Raw genomic sequence first — 17,973 nt, forward strand, 5'->3', positions numbered from 1 at the left:
CGGGCATACCTGCCCGGATCAGAGCACCAGGTACGCCCGATCCCACCAGGTACGCCCCCGCATCGCGCGGCAGAGCACCCCACGAACGCAGAACGGCGCCCGCCCTCCGGATGGAGAGCGGGCGCCGTTCGGCGTCAGGAAGCCTCAGGAAGCGTCAGTGACCTGCGGGCACGTACGCGGCCTGGCCGGCCTGCACGATCGCCTCGGCCTCGGCGGCGTCGCCCCAGCCCTCGGCCTTGACCCACTTGTTCGGCTCGAGGTCCTTGTAGCGCTCGAAGAAGTGCGCGATCTCGGCCTTCGTCTGCTCGTCGACGTCCGAGATGTCCTGGATGTGCGTCCAGCGCGGGTCCTTCGCGGGGACCACGAGGACCTTCTCGTCCTTACCGGCCTCGTCGCTCATCTTGAAGACGCCGACCGGACGGACCTTGACGCCCACGCCGGGGAACGTCGGGAACTCGAGGAGCAGCAGCGCGTCCACGGGGTCGCCGTCGTCGGCCAGGGTCTTCTCGAAGAAGCCGTAGTCGGTCGGGTAGACGAACGACGTGAACAGCACGCGGTCGAGGTAGACACGACCGGTCTCGTGGTCCACCTCGTACTTGTTGCGGCTGCCCTTGGGGATCTCGACGACGACGTCGTACGCGGCCATGTCTGTACTCCTGGTGTGTCGGTGGGGCTGTCGGTGGTCCCGAGAGCGCGGCTAACGTTACCGGGTGAACTCTCCGCGTCCCCGGCTGGACCCTGCCGTCGCCGAGACCCGCCTGGCGGTCCGCGACCTGCTCGCCACCGCGCTCGACGACGGCGTCGTCACCGCGGGTGACCTCGTGCTGGTCGCGCTGAGCGGCGGACCGGACTCGCTCGCGCTCGCCGCGGCCACCGCGTTCGAGGCGGGCAAGCAGGGACTCCGAGCCGGGGCAGTGGTCGTCGACCACGCGCTCCAGGCGGGCTCCGAGGCGGTCGCGAGCCGCGCCTCCCGGCAGGCATCCGAGCTGGGTCTCGACCCGGTCGAGGTCCGCAGGGTCGCGGTCGGCTCCGACGGTGGTCCGGAGGGCGCCGCCCGGGAGGCCCGCCACGCGTCGATCGCCGAGGTCGCCTCCGCCACCGGGTCGCCTCTCGTGCTGTTGGGACACACCCTGGACGACCAGGCCGAGACGGTGCTGCTGGGCCTGCTGCGCGGCAGCGGGCCGGACAGCCTGTCGGGCATGCTGCCGCTCGCGCGGCGCGAGCAGGGGCCTGCCTACGGCCGCCCGCTGCTCGCCGTGCGTCGGCACGCGACGCGGCAGGCGTGCGCCGCCGCCGGGTTGGCGCCGTGGCACGACCCGCAGAACGACGACCCCGCCTACGCCCGTGTCCGCGTGCGGAACACCCTCATGCCGGTGCTCGAGCGCGAACTCGGTGCCGGGGTGCCCGAGGCGCTGGCGCGGACGGCCGACCAGCTGCGCGAGGACTCGGCGGCACTCGACCACTTCGCCGAGGAACTGGCAGAGGACATCGCCGAGCACTCCGAGGCCGGCATCTCGCTGTCCGTCCGGGCGCTCGGGGCGAACCCGCCGGCGCTCCGGCAGCGACTCGTGCGCCTGGCGGTCGAGAGCGAGTTCGGAGTGACGCTGTCGCGCGTGCAGACGCTCGAGGTCTGCCGGCTCGTCACGGACTGGAGCGGACAGGGGCCGATCGACCTGCCGGGCGTCCGGGCGTCGCGATCCGGTGACCGCCTGTCGTTCAGTGCCGGTTAGGCTGGACCGGTGGAACTCTCCGACGTCCAGGCAGACCTGTCCGAAGTCCTCTTCACCCCCGAGCAGATCGACGACAAGCTCGCCGAACTCGCGGCGGTCGTCGACGCCGACTACGCGGGCCGCGACCCCTTGCTCGTCGGTGTCCTGAAGGGTGCCGTCATGGTGATGGCGGACTTCTCGCGGCACCTCAAGATGCAGGCGCGGATGGACTGGATGGCGGTGTCGTCGTACGGCTCCGGCACGAAGTCGTCCGGTGTGGTGCGGATCCTCAAGGACCTCGACACCGACCTGCACGGCCGCGACGTCCTCATCGTCGAGGACATCATCGACTCCGGTCTGACGCTGTCCTGGCTCAAGCAGAACCTGCAGTCCCGCGGCGCCGCGAGCGTCGAGATCGTCGCCCTGCTGCGCAAGCCCGAGGCCGCCAAGGTCGAGGTCGACGTCAAGTACGTGGGCTTCGACATCCCCGACGCGTTCGTGGTCGGCTACGGCCTCGACTACGACGAGCGCTACCGGAACCTGCGCGGTGTCGGTGTCCTGGCGCCGCACGTGTACTCGTAACCCGTCCAGGGGGTACGCGCTTCGGGTTGAGTTCGCCCGCAGAGGACACCCATTCTCGCCACAGAATCGCGGCCGTATGCTGACCTGCACGCAACTTCGGCAGAGAAAGGTGTCGGGCACTCGCGCCCGGATCACATGAACTTCAAGCGCATCTTCCGCGGCCCGTACCTCTACGTGCTGATCGCGCTGGCGGGCATCTTCATCGGCTGGAGCGTCATCAGCCAGGGCAGCACGACCGAGGTCAGCACCCAGAAGGGCCTCGAGCAGCTCGCCGACGGCAAGATCTCGTCCGTCATCGTCAACTCCACCGAGCAGCGGGTCGACATGATCACCCGCGACGGCGACAAGCAGGAGCAGTTCTACTACTCCACGCCCCGTGGCGAAGAGGTCATCCAGGCCGTCAACGACGCCAACCTGCCCAAGGGCTACGACGACCACGTAAACACGGGCAACTGGTTCCTGTCGCTCCTCGGCGTCCTGCTCCCGTTCCTGATCATCGGTGCCCTGTTCTGGTTCCTGCTCTCGAGCGCCCAGGGCGGCGGCTCGAAGGTCATGCAGTTCGGCAAGTCGAAGGCCAAGATCAACAACAAGGAGAACCCGCAGGTGTCGTTCGCCGACGTCGCGGGCTCCGACGAGGCGATCGAGGAACTCCACGAGATCAAGGAGTTCCTGAAGGAGCCGGCGAAGTTCCAGGCCGTCGGCGCCAAGATCCCGAAGGGCGTGCTGCTGTACGGCCCTCCCGGAACCGGCAAGACCCTGCTCGCCCGCGCCGTCGCCGGCGAAGCGGGTGTGCCGTTCTACTCGATCTCCGGTTCGGACTTCGTTGAGATGTTCGTCGGTGTCGGTGCGAGCCGTGTCCGTGACCTCTTCGAGCAGGCCAAGGCGAACTCGCCGGCCATCGTCTTCATCGACGAGATCGACGCCGTCGGTCGCCACCGCGGTGCCGGCATCGGCGGCGGCAACGACGAGCGCGAGCAGACGCTCAACCAGCTGCTCGTCGAGATGGACGGCTTCGACGGCAAGACGAACGTCATCCTCATCGCCGCGACGAACCGTCCCGACGTGCTCGACCCCGCGCTCCTGCGTCCGGGCCGCTTCGACCGCCAGATCGGTGTCGACGCACCGGGCATGGCCGGCCGCCAGCAGATCCTCGAGGTGCACGCGAAGGGCAAGCCGCTCGCCGCGAGCGTCGACCTCGAGCTGCTCGCCCGCAAGACGCCGGGCTTCACCGGCGCCGACCTGGCGAACGTCCTGAACGAGGCCGCGCTCCTCACCGCCCGGTCGAACGCGCAGCTCATCGACAACCGCGCGCTCGACGAGGCCGTCGACCGCGTGATGGCGGGCCCGCAGCGCCGGACCCGGATCATGTCCGACCAGGAACGCCTGATCACCGCGTACCACGAGGGCGGCCACGCCCTGGCGGCAGCGGCGATGCGGCACACCGACCCGGTCACGAAGATCACGATCCTGCCGCGTGGCCGTGCCCTCGGGTACACGATGGTGCTCCCGCTCGAGGACAAGTACTCGGTCACCCGCAACGAGCTGCTCGACCAGCTCACCTACGCCATGGGTGGACGCGTCGCCGAGGAGATCGTGTTCCACGACCCCACCACCGGCGCCTCGAACGACATCGAGAAGGCCACCGGCACCGCGCGCAAGATGGTCACCGAGTACGGCATGAGCCAGGCCGTCGGGTCCGTCAAGCTCGGCTCCGGGTCGAGTGAGCCGTTCGTCGGCCGTGACATGAGCGGCGGGACCGGTCGCGACTACTCGGAGAACATCGCGCAGACCGTCGACGCCGAGACTCGTGCACTGCTCGAAGCCGCGCACAACGAGGCCTACCAGGTGCTCAACGACAACCGCGACATCCTCGACCGCCTGGCCGGCGAGCTCCTCGAGAAGGAGACGCTCGACGCCCCGGAGCTCGTGGAGATCTTCAAGGACGTCCGCAAGCTGCCGGAGCGCCCGCAGTGGCTCTCCAGCGACAAGCGTCCGGTGAGCAACCTGCCCGCGATCGACGTGCCCGGTCAGGCCGCCGCCACCGCAGCGGACCCGTCGGACAGCGAGTCGACCTCGAAGCCCCGTCGTCGCCCCTTCGGCAACCCGGGTATCGCCCCGGCGTAGGGGGCCGGCATGACCGACCTGCCGACGAGACGTGCTCGTCGGCTCGACACCCGCGGCGGTCCGACAGCGGACCGCACGCGGGTGTTGGGCATCCTCAACGTGACGCCCGACTCGTTCAGCGACGGCGGGCTGCACCAGGCCTACGACGCCGCCGTGCAGCACGCGCGTGACCTCGTCGCCGCGGGTGCCGACATCATCGACGTCGGTGGGGAGTCGACCCGGCCGGGCTCGGAGCGCGTGCCGGTGCCGGTCGAGCAGGATCGCGTCCTGCCGGTCGTCCGACAGCTCGTCGCCGAGGGCATCCCGGTGAGCGTCGACACGATGAACGCCTCGACCGCCGAACGGGCCGTCGAACTCGGCGCCGCGATCGTCAACGACGTGTCCGGCGGCCTGGCCGACCCGGACATGGCTCGCGTGGTCGCGTCGACCGGGGCCGGGTTCGTGGTCATGCACTGGCGTGGTCACAGCGACCGGATGTACCGCAACGCCGAGTACGTGCACGCCGTCGACGAGGTCCGGCGCGAGGTCGAGATGCGCGTCGCCGAGCTCATCGTCCTCGGGGTGCGCCAGGAGCAGGTCGTGATCGACCCGGGCCTCGGCTTCGCCAAGCAGGGCGTGCAGAACTGGGAGATCCTGGCCGGCTACGAACGGTTCGCCTCGATCGGCCTGCCGGTGCTCGTCGCCGCATCACGCAAGCGGTTCCTGGACGGAGTGGGCAGCCCCGAGGGCGCCCCGCCGAAGGACCGCGACCTCGCCACCGCCGCCATCAGCCTGCTCGCCGCCGAACGCGGCGCGTGGAGGTGCGCGTGCACGACCCGGCACCGACCCGTGCCGTGCTCGACGTCTGGGACGCCTGGAGGGCAGCTCGCTCGTGAACGACACCATCCGCCTCGTCGGGGTCCGTGCCCGCGGCCACCACGGGGTCTTCGACCACGAACGTGCCGACGGTCAGGACTTCGTCGTCGACGTCGCCGTGGAGCTCGACGCCCGCGCGGCCTCGGGCAGCGACGACCTCGACGCCACCGTGCACTACGGCGTGCTCGCCGAGCAGGTCGTCGCCGAGATCGAACGCGACCCGGTGGACCTGATCGAGACCCTCGCCGAACGCATCGCGGCCGCTGTGCTCACCCACCGTGCAGCCAGGGCGACCGAGGTCACCGTGCACAAGCCGCAGGCACCCATCACCGTGCCGTTCACCGACGTCTCGATCACCATCCGCCGTGCCCGCGGGGCGACCGTGCCGGACGAGGAAGAAGCGTGAGCCGCGTCGTCGTGGCGCTCGGCGCCAACCTCGGCGACCGGGGAGCACCCTCCGCGCCGCCGCCCGAGCGGTCGCCGCGCTGCCCGGGGTCCACCCTGTGGCGTCGAGCCACGAGGTCGAGTCGGTCGCCGTCACCCTGGACGGCCGCGACGACACCAAGCCGCGGTACCGCAACGCCGTCGTGGTCGTCGACACCGACCTCGAGCCGCAGGCGTTCCTCGACGCGCTGCACGGCATCGAGGACGAGCACGGCCGCACCCGCGACGTCCGCTGGGGCGACCGGACCCTCGACCTCGACGTCGTCGCCGTCGACGACCTGCGCATCGACACCGCCATGCTCACCGTGCCGCACCCCCGTGCCGCCGAACGCGCGTTCGTGCTCGCACCGTGGCTCGACGCCGACCCCGCGGCCGTCCTGCCCGGCGCCGGACCGGTGGCCGACCTGCTCGCCGCAGTGGGGGACGACACCGAGCGCGTCGACGAGCCGCGCCTGTTCGCGGACGTGCCCCGTGCCTCCCGGGCCACCGTCGAAGGGAACGTGACCCAGCCGTGAAGCCGACCCGTCCCTCCACCCTGTTCAGCATCGCCGTCGTGACCGCGGTGGCGGGGTTCGCGTTCGACGCGGTGCTCGCCTCGCGACAGTCGCCGACGCTGCTGCTCGCCGTGCCGCTCGGCATCACGCTCGCGTTCATCGGCGTCGCCGTCGTGCTCATGGCGCGTCCCGTCCGTCGGCACGCCCGCGAGGGCGCCGGCCGGCAGCGTCCGGTCGACCCGCTCTACGCCACGCGCGTGGTGGTGCTGGCGAAGGCCTCGAGCATCTGCGGGGTCCTGTTCGGCGGCTTCGCGATCGGGCTGGTCGTGTACCTCCTGACCCGCTCGGTGACGCCTTCGCTAGGCTCGACCCTGCCGAACGTGGTCGCCGTCGGGGGTGGGATCGTGCTGACGGTCTGCGCACTCGTGGCAGAGCGCATGTGCATCGCTCCTCCGGGCGACGACGACGAGCCGGGCGACCCCCGGAACGGCACGACGGCGAACTGACCCGACCGCACCCCGCGCGACGGCGAACCGACCCGAGCGCACCCCGCGCGACGGCGAACCGACCCGAGCACACCCCGCGCGACGGCGAACCGACCCGAGCACACCCACTGGAGGCCCGCGATGGCGCGTGAACGACTCGACGAGCCGGGCCTCGGCCTGACGGGCATCGACTGGACCAGGGTGTCCGCGAAGCTCGTGTGGACCGAACTCATCACGACCCTGGTGATCGGGCTCGTGGTGACCGCCGGCCTGGTCCTGATCGGGATCGTGAACGACGGCTTCGGCTCGGGCGCCGGAACGGTCTGGCTGCTCATCGGCATCGCGGTGCTCGTCATCACCCTCGTCACCGCGGCGCTGACGCCCCGCCGCGTCCGTGCGATCGGCTACGCCCTGCGCGACGACGACCTGGTGGTCCGCCGCGGCCTGATGTGGCAGCGCTTCACGGCGGTGCCGTACGGGCGCATGCAGCTCGTCGACGTGGCACGCGGTCCGCTCGACCGGGCGCTCGGCATGAGCGAGCTGAAGTTCGTGACCGCCGCGGCCGCCACGAACGTCCGCATCCCCGGCATCCCCGCGACCGACGCCGACGAACTGCGCGACCGGCTCGTCGAGCTCGCCGAGTCCCGCCGCGCCGGGCTGTAGGGGCTCGCGGTGACCTTCCGACCCGGCCCGCCGCCCGCCCCGCCCACGAGCGGGAACGCCGCTGCGGCAGCGCCCCTGACCGACGGCGAGTGGCACCGCCTGCACCCGCTGACCCCGCTGCTCAAGGGCGGGATCTTCCTGATCGTCATCCTCGGCTACGTGCTGAACAGCCTGCGCGACCAGCTCGTCGAGTTCTTCATCCCGGGCGGCGAGCAGCAGGACGGCGACCCCGTCCGCTACGTCTACGAGCACGGCGTCGTCGGCTGGGTGCTGCTCGGCGTCGCGGTGTTCCTGCTCGTGCTGATCGGACTCTTCTACCTGTCCTGGCGGATGCACGAGTTCCGGGTCACCGGCGAGATCGTCGAGGTCCGCTCGGGCGTGCTGTTCCGGAACCACCGCAAGGCCCGGCTCGACCGGATCCAGGGCATCAACATCTCGCGTCCGCTCATCCCGAGGGTGTTCGGCACCGCGAAGCTCGAGATCGCCCAGGCCGGCAACGACGCCAACGTGCAGCTCGCGTACCTCGGGGTGAAGGCCGCCGACGACCTGCGGCTGCGCATCCTCGTGCTCGCCTCGGGTGCGAAGGACGACGACCGTGGCAGTGGCCCGGCGCGCGCGTCGAACGGCGTGCTGCAGGACCGCGTCGACGAGATGTTCTCGCCCGAGCTCGACCCCGCCGCGGTGCAGGCCACCCGGATCGTCAAGGTGAAGCCCGGTCGCCTGATCGCGTCGATGCTGCTCTCCGGCACCACCGTCTTCATCCTGCTGGCCGTGGCGGCGATGATCGTCAGCGTCGCGCTCACCGGCGAGTACGGGATCCTGTTCGGCCTCTTCCCCGCCGTGATCGGTGCGGGCAGCTACTACGTCCGCAAGTTCTCGCGGTCGCTGCAGTACACGATCGCCGAGACCCGCGACGGCATCCGGATCGGGTTCGGCCTCGTCTCGACCTCGAACGAGACACTGCCTCCCGGCCGCATCCACGCCGTCAGCGTCGCGCAGCCACTGCTCTGGCGCCCGTTCGGCTGGTGGGACGTCCGGATCAACCGTGCGACGAACGCCGGCAACGGGGCATCGAGCAACCAGCAGGCCTCGGCCATCGTGCTGCCCGTCGGCACCGCGGCCGACGTCCGCGAGGTCCTCGACATCATCCTGCCCGGCCTGGTCGGCACCGTCGTCGCGGGCCCCGAGGCCTCGAAGGAGGCCCTGCGGGAAGGCTCCGCCGAGGCCGTCAGCGTCGTCGACGACAGCCTGACCACGAGCGGCGACCAGGGCGGCTTCGTGCACTCCCCGCGCCGCGGTGCGTGGCTCCGCCCGTTCGCGTTCCGGCGCAACGGGTACCGGTTCGTGCAGGGCGCGGTGCTGCTCCGGCTCGGCGCCGTCTGGCGGTCGCTCGTCATCGTGCCGCTGCCCCGGGTGCAGAGCGTCAAGGTCGAGCAGGGTCCGCTCGAGCGTGCCCTGCGGCTCGCCGCCGTCCACGTGCACACCGTCGCCGGGCCGGTCTCGGCCCGCGTCGGTGCGCTCGACGCTCGGGACGCGCAGCGTCTGTGGTCCGAGACGACCCAGCGCGCCGTCGAGGCCGCTGCGGTCGACACGTCCCACCGGTGGCGCGAGCGGGAGGCCCGTCCCGAGTCCGCCAGGCACGCTGCGGACGTGCCGTGGCCCGGGTCCGGAGCCCCTGCCGGACCCGACGCCGACCACCGGCCCGGCACCGTGCCTCCCGGACCGGGGTGGAGCGACGTCCCGCCCACCGGGGCCGTCCGATGAGGGCCGGGCGCCTCGGCGTCGGCGTCGTCGGTGCCGGACGGGTCGGACCCGTGCTCGGCGCCGCGCTCGCGAACGCGGAGCACGCGGTCGTCGGGGTGACCGCCGTGTCCGCCGAGAGCCGTGACCGCGCCGAGGCGATGCTGCCCGGCGCTCCCGTGCTCGCGACGCCGGACCTGGTCGAGCGGAGCGAACTCGTGCTCCTCGCGGTGCCGGACGACCAGCTGGCCTCGCTCGTGCAGGGCCTGGCGGACGCCGGCATCTGGCAGCCCGGGCAGCTCGTCGTGCACACCAGCCCGGACCACGGCGTCGGGGTCCTCGCTCCGGCGATGGCGGCCGGGGCCATCCCGCTCGCCATCCACCCCGCGATGGCGTTCACCGGCACCAGCGTCGACCTGTCGCGGCTCCGCGACGCCTACTGCGCGGTCACCGCTCCGTCGCCCGTGCTGCCCATCGCGCAGGCCCTGGTGGTCGAGATGGGTGCCGAGCCGTTCGTCATCGCCGAGGGGGACCGGCCCGCGTACGCCGATGCCGTCCGCGCCGCCGTGAGCTTCTCGACCGCGATCGTGGACCAGTCGGCTGGCACGCTCTCCGGCATCGGTGTGGACCACCCCGGCCGGGTGCTCGGTGCGCTCGTCCGTTCCGCCGTCGACAACGCACTGACGGCCGCCGACGGGCAGTCCACGCTGTAGCCGGGGCCGGGGCCGGGGCCGGGGCCGGGGCCGGGGCCGGTCGGGGTCGGTCACGACTCCCCGCTCACTTCCGCCGAGTGGTCACGAACTGTCTGCCGAGCGCGCCGCAGCCGACAGTTCGTGACCGCTCGGCATCGTGACGACGGGGAGTCGTGACCGGTCGGCGGGTGCAACCCGGGCGTGGTCCGGGCGCGGTTCGAGGGCGTGAGCGCGGCGCGGGTAGCATTTCCCCGACCCCCACGACCATCGGAGCCGCACCCGCATGACCGACGAGACCGCCACCACCGACACCGCGATCGCCGACGCCGCCGCACTGGCCGAGCAGGAGACCAGCGAGCAGCGACAGGTCCGGCTCGACAAGCGCGCGAAGCTGATCGAGTCCGGCATCGAGGCGTACCCCGCCGAGCTCCCGATCACGACGACGATCCCGGCGGTCCGCGCGCAGTACGCACACCTCGAGACCGGCGAGGAGACGCAGGACGTCGTCGGTGTCGCCGGCCGCATCGTGTTCTCGCGCAACACCGGCAAGCTCTGCTTCGCGTCGCTGCAGTCCGGCGACGGGTCCCGCATCCAGGCGATGGTGTCGCTCGCCGAGGTCGGAGACGAGTCCCTCGCGCGCTGGAAGGAGTTCGTAGACCTCGGCGACCACGTGTTCGTGCACGGCCGTGTGATCTCCTCGCGCCGCGGTGAACTCTCGATCATGGTCGACGAGTGGGCGATCGCGGCGAAGGCGATCCTGCCGCTGCCGAACCTGCACAACGAACTGAACGAGGAGACGCGCGTCCGCCAGCGCTACCTCGACCTGATCGTCCGCGACGAAGCACGCGCCACCGTCCGCGCCCGTGCCGCGGTGATGTCCTCGCTCCGCCAGACCTTCACCGAGCACGAGTACCTCGAGGTCGAGACGCCGATGCTGCAGACCCAGCACGGTGGCGCCTCGGCTCGTCCGTTCGTGACCCACTCGAACGCCTTCGACACCGAGCTCTTCCTGCGCATCGCGCCCGAGCTCTTCCTGAAGCGCGCGGTCGTCGGCGGCATCGACCGGGTGTTCGAGATCAACCGGAACTTCCGCAACGAGGGCGCCGACTCGTCGCACTCGCCCGAGTTCGCGATGGTCGAGGCGTACCAGGCGTACGGCAACTACGAGCAGATGGCCGACCTGACGCAGGAGCTCGTGCAGCGCGCTGCGCGGGCCGTGACCGGCGGCTCGCTCGAGGTCACCCTGCCCGACGGCAGCACGTACGACCTCGGCGGCGAGTGGCCGCGCATCGACATGTACGGATCGCTGTCCGAGGCTGCCGGTCGCGAGATCACCCCGGAGACCCCGCTGTCCGCGCTGCAGGAGCTCGCCGCTGCCGAGGGCGTCGAGGTCGCGCACGCCACGCACGGCAAGTACGTCGAAGAGCTCTGGGAGCACTTCGTCATCGACTCGCTCGACCGCCCGACGTTCGTGATGAACTTCCCGGTCGACACCTCGCCGCTGACCCGCGAGCACCGCACCCGTCCGGGCATCGTCGAGAAGTGGGACCTGTACGTCCGCGGCTTCGAGCTCGCGACGGCGTACTCCGAGCTCGTCGACCCGGTCGTGCAGCGGGAGCGCTTCGTCGAGCAGGCGAAGCTCGCAGCCGGCGGTGACCCCGAGGCGATGCGCGTCGACGAGGAGTTCCTGCGGGCCCTCGAGCACGCGATGCCCCCGTCGGGTGGCATGGGCATGGGCGTCGACCGCCTGCTCATGGCGATCACCGGCCTCGGCATCCGCGAGACGATCCTGTTCCCGTTGGTCAAGTGAGTCCCGGTTCCCCGGGGTACGATGCTCCGGTGCCGCATGGAGTCGTGACCGGGATCATCTTCGCCCTGACGCCGACCATCGTCGTCGGCCTCATCTTCTGGTTCGTGATGCGCGCGATCATGCGGGCCGACCGCACCGAGCGTGCCGCGTACGCCAAGGTCGAGGCCGAGGAACGTGCCCGGTTCGAGCGCGAGCACGGCGTCCCCGCCCCGGCACCGGCCTCGGCCGAGTAGCGCCGCGCGACCTACGTACTATCCGAAGGCCGTCGCCCCATCGTGGGCGGCGGCCTTCGACGTCCGCGCCCCTTCGACGTCTGTGCTCCCTCGACGTCTGTGCTTCCTCGACGTCCGTGCGCCCTCGACCGGTCACGCGCCGTTCACCTCGCCGTCGCGCGCCGGGGTGAGCATCGTCCGCATGGCAACCACACACCCCTTCACGGGTCGCAGCCTCGTCGGTGACATCGAGAGCGAGTACGACGAGTTCGACCGAGACGCCGACCTCGAGGCGTCCAAGCGCCGGGACGGGTGGCTCGAACCCTCCTGGTGACCCCCACCCACTCGGTTTTCGGGGTACGACCACCGGATCGCATCGATCCGGCCGGACGTACCCCTTTGCATGTCCGGAAGGCGCGGCACCACGGGGTACAGGTTCGGAAACACGTGAGAAACACGCCTGCAACGCCGGAAACATCACGTCACGCCCTTGATCCGCGGCGGTTCGGGGGCCACACTGGCAGCATCGCTGTACCCCACGGGGGACGGTTTCGATGACGAAGCACGGAGAAGCCTGAGAATCATTCCGATCGGTTTGTGGGGTACACCTCCGGACCGCTTTACTCGTGAACACCCCAAGCAGCACCCAGAAGCACCACCCCCAGCACCACCGCACGAAGCCATCACCGCCGAACGCAGGGAGCAACACCATGACGATCGCACCGGCTGCACCGAGCACCACCCGCCGCGCCACCACGAAGAAGGCAGCGGCATCGAAGACCCAGGCCGCCGAGTCCGCGACGACCTCCCTCGACACCGAGGTCGAGGCCGACGAGCAGCTCGCCGGCGTCCGCGGCGCCTCCGTCGACCAGGTCGGCGACTACCTGCGCCACATCGGTCGCCTCTCGCTCCTCACCGCCGAGGAAGAAGCGCAGATCGCCCGTCGCATCGAGGTCGGCCTGTTCGCGGAAGAGAAGCTCGCGACCGAGAAGGGCCTCGCGAAGACCCTGCAGCGCGAACTCCGCTGGCTCGTCCGCGACGGTGAGCGCGCCAAGGAGCGCATGATCACGTCGAACCTCCGTCTGGTCGTCAGCATCGCGAAGCGCTACTCGCAGCGTGGCCTGCCGTTCATGGACGTCATCCAGGAGGGCAACCTCGGCCTGGTCCGTGCGGTCGAGAAGTTCGACTTCACGCAGGGCTACAAGTTCTCGACCTACGCCACCTGGTGGATCCGCCAGGCGATCTCGCGTGGTCTCGCCGACAAGGCCCGCACGATCCGCATCCCGGTCCACACCGTCGAGCTGATCAACAAGATCTCCCGCACCGAGCGTGACCTGACCGTCGACCTCGGCCGCGCGCCGATGCCCGACGAGGTCGCCGCCGAGCTGAGCATGTCGGTCGAGGAACTCGTCGACCTCAAGGGCCGCTCGCACGAGCCGGTCTCGATCCACACCGTGGTCGGCGACTCGGACGACAGCGAGCTCGGTGACTTCATCGAGGACGAGGACGCTGCGTCCCCGAACGAGCTCACCGAGACCACGCTCCTGCACCGCGATATCCGGTCGATCGTCGCCGAGCTGCCGAGCGAGGAAGCCAACGTGATCCGCATGCGCTACGGCCTCGACGACGACAAGCCGATGACGCTCGACGAGATCTCGAAGATCGTGCACACGACGCGCCAGGCCGTCAGCCGGGTGGAGTCGCGCGCCAAGCTGCGCCTGTTCGCCAAGGCGGTCTCGCAGGACATGCAGCTGTACCTGACCGACTGAGGTCAGCAGGCTTCGGCCGGCGCTCGCGTCGGCAGGGGAACCCGGGTCGGTCTGTGGGAAGCCGATCCGGTGGGGTGATGGGAAGGCCCGCTCGAGCACTGCTCGAGCGGGCCATTCACGTTCGTGGGCGCCCGACGCCGGCCCGGACCGCTACTGGTCGAGTTCGCGCCCGAGCTTCTGCCGCAGGTCGCTCGGGATCAGTTCGATGAGCTGGTCTGGCCGCACCGGCAGGTCGAGCAGGCTCAGCTTCACCCGCCCGGTGCGTCCGTGCCGCTCGGCGTCGAGCCGCACGACGCTGCCGGCGTCCTTCCGGAGTCGGACGTCGATCTGCGCTCCGGTGGCGACCTCGCCGACGACGAGCCCGTCGACCTCGAGTGCTGCGCTCCTGGTGCCCTCGGCGATGTCGAACCGGTAGCGCTCGCGGGCGGCGAGCACCACGGCGCGGTCGATGCCCGCCATCGGGGCGACGGGGGTGACGACGGACCCGGAGAGCGCGGGGGAGAGCACGGGGCCACCCGCGGCGTAGTTGTACGCGGTGGAGCCGGCCGGGGTCGCGGCGACGATGGCGTCGGCGCGGTAGTAGCCGTAGCCGAGTCCGCCGACGCTGAGGTCCGCCGACACCTGGCCGGAGCCGGGCCGCCGCACGATCGTCAGGTCGTTGAACGCCAGGTAGTCCGTGCGAGCGCCGCTCCAGGACAGCCGGGCCTCGAGCGCGTGGTGCGGCTCGAGCTGGTACTCCCCGGCCGACAGTCGGTCGAGCGCTGCCTCGAGTTCGGGCGGTTCGATCTCCACCAAGAACCCGACGTTGCCGTAGTTCACGCCGAGCACCGGGACCGGGCGCTTCGCCACGAGTCGCATGGCGCCGAGCATGGTGCCGTCGCCGCCGAGGGCCACGACGAGGTCGACCCGTGCGGTGAAGTCGTCGTCCTCCACCGCGGTGATGCCCCCGCCGATCCGCTGCGCGTCGGCTCGGCGGGCAACGAGCTCGCCCCGGCCGGACGCGTTCCAGCGCTGCAGGGTCGTGACGGACTCCTGCACGTTCTTGGTCGGGTGGACGACGAGGCCGACGACGGGCTGATCCATGACCGGATGGTACCGAGCCGCGCTGAACCGAGGGCTGTTCAATTGTCATCGCATGCGATATTCTGAATACATGCAGATCGTTCAGCTGTCCGTCGCCCTCCCCACCGTCCGGCAGGGTCGCGAGATCGTGCTGCTCGCCGACCTCGAGTCCCACGAGACGGGCTTCGGCTTCGTCGACGCGGAGCACCTCCTGCTCGCCGCCGTCAACCTCTGCAACGGGATGCCCCGGTTCCGCCCGGTCCTCGAGGCGAACGGGGTCAGCCCCGAAGCCGTCCGCTCCGAGATCAGCGTCTTCGTCGGTGCGCGGGCCGCCTGCCCCGACGAGCACGACCGGGTCGCCTGCACCCCGGCGGCGGCCAGGGTCCTCGCACGAGCCGCCGTCCTCGCCGGCCCTGCCGAGCGCGTCCGCCCGGTCCACGTCGTACTCGCCGTGCTCGACGGGGTCGACGACCCCTTCATGGGTTCCGCGCACGACGTCCTCGACGCCCTGGGCGTCGAGCCGCGCCGCTTCCGGCGTGCCCTGCGCCGGGCAGCGCGGCGCGCCTGAGACGCGACCGGGGAAGGAGACGGGAGGCCCGTGGCGGACGCCGCCACGGGCCTCCCGTCTCCTGTTGCGTTCGCTCACTGCGCACATCGCGCAGTGAGGTCACGCCCACGGCGAACAGGGGCAGCCCGCACGGGGAGCGCTGGTTACTCTCGGAGTACGTGACCGGACTCAGACGAGACCGGACCAGCTGTCGGCTCCGTCAGAAAGGGCCAAGGGAGAGCACATGTTCGAGAGATTCACCGACCGAGCCCGTCGGGTTGTCGTCCTCGCTCAAGAAGAAGCGAAGATGCTCAACCACAACTACATCGGCACCGAGCACATCCTCCTCGGCCTGATCCACGAGGGCGAGGGTGTTGCGGCCAAGGCGCTGGAGTCGCTCGGCATCTCGCTCGACGCCGTGCGCGACCAGGTCCAGGACATCATCGGCCAGGGTCAGCAGCAGCCGACCGGGCACATCCCGTTCACGCCACGCGCCAAGAAGGTGCTCGAGCTGTCCCTGCGCGAGGCGCTGCAGCTCGGCCACAACTACATCGGCACCGAGCACATCCTGCTCGGCCTGATCCGCGAGGGCGAGGGCGTCGCAGCCCAGGTCCTCGTGGAAGCTCGGCGCCGACCTCAACCGGGTCCGCCAGCAGGTCATCCAGCTCCTGTCCGGCTACCAGGGCAAGGAAGCGGTCGCCGTCGGCGGCGAGCAGCAGCAGAACGCGCAGCAGGGTTCGCAGGTCCTCGACCAGTTCGGTCGGAACCTCACCCAGGCCGCGCGCGACGGCAAGCTCGACCCCGTCATCGGGCGCGAGAAGGAGATGGAGCGGGTCATGCAGATCCTCTCCCGCCGCTCCAAGAACAACCCCGTCCTGATCGGTGAGCCCGGCGTCGGCAAGACCGCCGTCGTCGAGGGCCTCGCCCAGGCGATCGTCAAGGGCGACGTGCCCGAGACGCTGAAGGACAAGCAGCTCTACTCGCTCGACCTCGGATCGCTCATCGCCGGGTCCCGCTACCGCGGTGACTTCGAGGAGCGCCTGAAGAAGGTCACGAAGGAGATCCGCACCCGCGGCGACATCATCGTCTTCATCGACGAGATCCACACGCTCGTCGGTGCCGGTGCTGCCGAGGGCGCGATCGACGCCGCCTCGATCCTCAAGCCCCTCCTCGCCCGCGGTGAGCTCCAGACCATCGGTGCGACCACGCTCGACGAGTACCGCAAGCACTTCGAGAAGGACGCAGCACTCGAGCGTCGCTTCCAGTCGGTGCAGGTCAACGAGCCGTCGCTGCCGCACACCATCAACATCCTCAAGGGCCTGCGCGACAAGTACGAGGCGTTCCACAAGGTGTCCATCACCGACGGTGCGATCGTCTCGGCCGCCAACCTGGCGGACCGCTACGTGCAGGACCGCTTCCTGCCGGACAAGGCCATCGACCTGATCGACGAGGCCGGCGCACGCCTGCGCCTCTCGATCCTGTCGGCGCCCCCGGAGCTCCGCGAGTTCGACGAGAAGATCTCGACGGTCCGCGGGCAGAAGGAAGCCGCCATCGAGGAGCAGGACTTCGAGAAGGCCGCCAGCCTGCGCGACGAGGAGAAGAAGCTCCTGGGCGAGCGTCTCCGCCTCGAGAAGCAGTGGCGTGCCGGTGACGTCGCCGCGTCCGGCACCGTCGACGAGGGCATCATCGCCGAGGTCCTGGCGCAGGCCACGGGCATCCCGGTGTTCAAGCTCACCGAAGAGGAGACCTCGCGGCTCGTCTTCATGGAGAAGGCACTGCACCAGCGGGTCATCGGTCAGGAAGAAGCCATCTCGGCCCTGTCCAAGACCATCCGCCGTACCCGCGCGGGCCTGAAGGACCCGAACCGCCCCTCGGGCTCGTTCATCTTCGCCGGGCCCACGGGCGTCGGCAAGACCGAGCTCGCCAAGGCGCTCGCCGAGTTCCTGTTCGACGACGAGGGCGCACTGATCTCCCTCGACATGTCGGAGTTCGGTGAGAAGCACACCGTCTCGCGTCTGTTCGGTGCCCCTCCCGGTTTCGTCGGGTTCGAAGAGGGTGGCCAGCTCACCGAGAAGGTGCGCCGCAAGCCGTTCTCCGTGGTCCTGTTCGACGAGATCGAGAAGGCCCACCCGGACATCTTCAACTCGCTGCTGCAGGTGCTCGAGGAAGGCCGTCTCACCGACGGTCAGGGCCGCGTGGTCGACTTCAAGAACACCGTCATCATCATGACCACGAACCTCGGTTCGCAGGGCATCGCCGGTGGCCCGGTGGGCTTCCAGGTCGAGGGTGACTCGGCAGTCGGCTACGACCGCATGCGCGGCAAGGTCAACGAGGAGCTCAAGAAGCACTTCAAGCCCGAGTTCCTCAACCGCGTCGACGACACCATCGTGTTCCCGCAGCTGTCGCAGTCCGAACTGCTGCAGATCGTCGACCTGTTCGTGAAGCGCCTTGCAGACCGTCTGCTCGACCGCGACATGACGGTGGAGCTCACCCTCCCCGCCAAGGAGCAGCTCATCAAGGTCGGGTTCGACCCCTCGCTCGGTGCACGCCCGCTGCGTCGCGCGATGCAGCACGAGGTCGAGGACCAGCTGTCCGAGCACATCCTGCAGGGTGAGCTCACCGCTGGCGACCACGTGAAGGTCGACTTCGTCGACGGCGCCTTCCACTTCGAGACCGGGCGTCAGCCGGGCCGCGAAGAGGTCCTCGCCGGCGCAGCCGCGGTCGAGACCGCGACCGACGCGCCCCAGGGTGAGATCGAGTCCTAGGACCCGACACCAGACAGACG

The 17,973-nt window shown here is 70.3% G+C and carries 16 protein-coding genes and 2 pseudogenes; 16 read left to right on the forward strand and 2 right to left on the reverse strand.

Going from position 1 to position 17,973, the window contains the following annotated elements; genetic code table 11:
• Positions 1-154: 154 nt before the first annotated feature.
• On the reverse strand, positions 155-646 hold the full coding sequence (locus JN350_RS03545) for an inorganic diphosphatase (protein ID WP_111086931.1): 492 nt from the start codon (positions 644-646) through the stop codon (positions 155-157).
• 64 nt (positions 647-710) lie between these two features.
• Here JN350_RS03545 and tilS point away from each other — a divergent pair, with 64 nt between their 5' ends.
• The 14 genes and pseudogenes from tilS (at position 711) to JN350_RS03610 (ending at position 13,579) form a co-directional block, all read left to right on the forward strand.
• Positions 711-1,730, forward strand: coding sequence for a tRNA lysidine(34) synthetase TilS (gene tilS / locus JN350_RS03550; RefSeq protein ID WP_205463566.1), 1,020 nt, complete (start codon positions 711-713; stop codon positions 1,728-1,730).
• Positions 1,731-1,739: 9 nt separating this feature from the next.
• Entirely contained in the window at positions 1,740-2,291 is a 552-nt protein-coding gene (gene hpt / locus JN350_RS03555; RefSeq protein ID WP_205463567.1) for a hypoxanthine phosphoribosyltransferase, read from the forward strand.
• Between the two features lie 135 nt (positions 2,292-2,426).
• Positions 2,427-4,415 (forward strand): ATP-dependent zinc metalloprotease FtsH, encoded by a 1,989-nt coding sequence (ftsH, locus tag JN350_RS03560; protein WP_205463568.1) that lies wholly within the window; start codon positions 2,427-2,429, stop codon positions 4,413-4,415.
• Positions 4,416-4,424: 9 nt separating this feature from the next.
• Positions 4,425-5,153, forward strand: a pseudogene (folP, locus tag JN350_RS03565) (dihydropteroate synthase); the annotation flags it as partial.
• Between the two features lie 133 nt (positions 5,154-5,286).
• Entirely contained in the window at positions 5,287-5,676 is a 390-nt protein-coding gene (gene folB / locus JN350_RS03570) for a dihydroneopterin aldolase (RefSeq protein WP_205463569.1), read from the forward strand.
• Positions 5,677-5,773: 97 nt separating this feature from the next.
• Positions 5,774-6,229 (forward strand): 2-amino-4-hydroxy-6-hydroxymethyldihydropteridine diphosphokinase, encoded by a 456-nt coding sequence (gene folK, locus JN350_RS03575; protein ID WP_240347521.1) that lies wholly within the window; start codon positions 5,774-5,776, stop codon positions 6,227-6,229.
• Entirely contained in the window at positions 6,226-6,714 is a 489-nt protein-coding gene (locus tag JN350_RS03580; protein ID WP_159572844.1) for a DUF3180 domain-containing protein, read from the forward strand. The genes folK and JN350_RS03580 overlap by 4 nt, the downstream gene beginning before the upstream one ends.
• Positions 6,715-6,834: 120 nt before the next feature.
• A complete protein-coding gene (locus tag JN350_RS03585) occupies positions 6,835-7,356 on the forward strand; it encodes a PH domain-containing protein (RefSeq protein ID WP_205463570.1) in 522 nt (173 codons plus the stop codon).
• Between the two features lie 9 nt (positions 7,357-7,365).
• The gene (locus tag JN350_RS03590) at positions 7,366-9,120 is read left to right on the forward strand and encodes a PH domain-containing protein (RefSeq protein ID WP_205463571.1); all 1,755 of its coding nucleotides are present in this window, start codon (positions 7,366-7,368) and stop codon (positions 9,118-9,120) included.
• The gene (locus JN350_RS03595) at positions 9,117-9,809 is read left to right on the forward strand and encodes a Rossmann-like and DUF2520 domain-containing protein (RefSeq protein WP_185002924.1); all 693 of its coding nucleotides are present in this window, start codon (positions 9,117-9,119) and stop codon (positions 9,807-9,809) included. Before JN350_RS03590 ends, JN350_RS03595 begins: the two co-directional genes overlap by 4 nt.
• 262 nt (positions 9,810-10,071) lie before the next feature.
• Entirely contained in the window at positions 10,072-11,598 is a 1,527-nt protein-coding gene (lysS, locus tag JN350_RS03600) for a lysine--tRNA ligase (RefSeq protein ID WP_205463572.1), read from the forward strand.
• Between the two features lie 29 nt (positions 11,599-11,627).
• Positions 11,628-11,831 carry a hypothetical protein gene (locus tag JN350_RS03605; RefSeq protein WP_111086942.1) on the forward strand — a complete coding sequence of 68 codons (204 nt, stop codon included), beginning with the start codon at positions 11,628-11,630 and terminating at the stop codon, positions 11,829-11,831.
• Positions 11,832-12,012: 181 nt separating this feature from the next.
• Positions 12,013-12,144, forward strand: a complete 132-nt coding sequence (locus JN350_RS20035; RefSeq protein ID WP_258373406.1) for a hypothetical protein — start codon at positions 12,013-12,015, stop codon at positions 12,142-12,144.
• Positions 12,145-12,520: 376 nt separating this feature from the next.
• A complete protein-coding gene (locus JN350_RS03610; protein WP_132099304.1) occupies positions 12,521-13,579 on the forward strand; it encodes a sigma-70 family RNA polymerase sigma factor in 1,059 nt (352 codons plus the stop codon).
• A gap of 150 nt (positions 13,580-13,729) precedes the next feature.
• Here the strand turns inward: JN350_RS03610 and JN350_RS03615 are convergent, their stop codons facing one another.
• Complete coding sequence (locus JN350_RS03615; protein ID WP_111086944.1) at positions 13,730-14,662, reverse strand: NAD(+)/NADH kinase; 933 nt, start codon at positions 14,660-14,662, stop codon at positions 13,730-13,732.
• 70 nt (positions 14,663-14,732) lie between these two features.
• Between JN350_RS03615 and JN350_RS03620 the strand changes: the two genes are divergently transcribed.
• Both JN350_RS03620 and JN350_RS03625 read left to right on the forward strand, forming a co-directional pair.
• Positions 14,733-15,209 (forward strand): Clp protease N-terminal domain-containing protein, encoded by a 477-nt coding sequence (locus tag JN350_RS03620; RefSeq protein ID WP_205463573.1) that lies wholly within the window; start codon positions 14,733-14,735, stop codon positions 15,207-15,209.
• Positions 15,210-15,432: 223 nt separating this feature from the next.
• A pseudogene (locus JN350_RS03625) lies at positions 15,433-17,953 on the forward strand (ATP-dependent Clp protease ATP-binding subunit).
• The last annotated feature ends 20 nt before the right edge of the window (positions 17,954-17,973 follow it).

Origin of the sequence: Curtobacterium sp. 24E2 (assembly GCF_016925595.1) — a bacterium.
In the GTDB taxonomy this organism is placed as follows: Bacteria; Actinomycetota; Actinomycetes; order Actinomycetales; family Microbacteriaceae; genus Curtobacterium.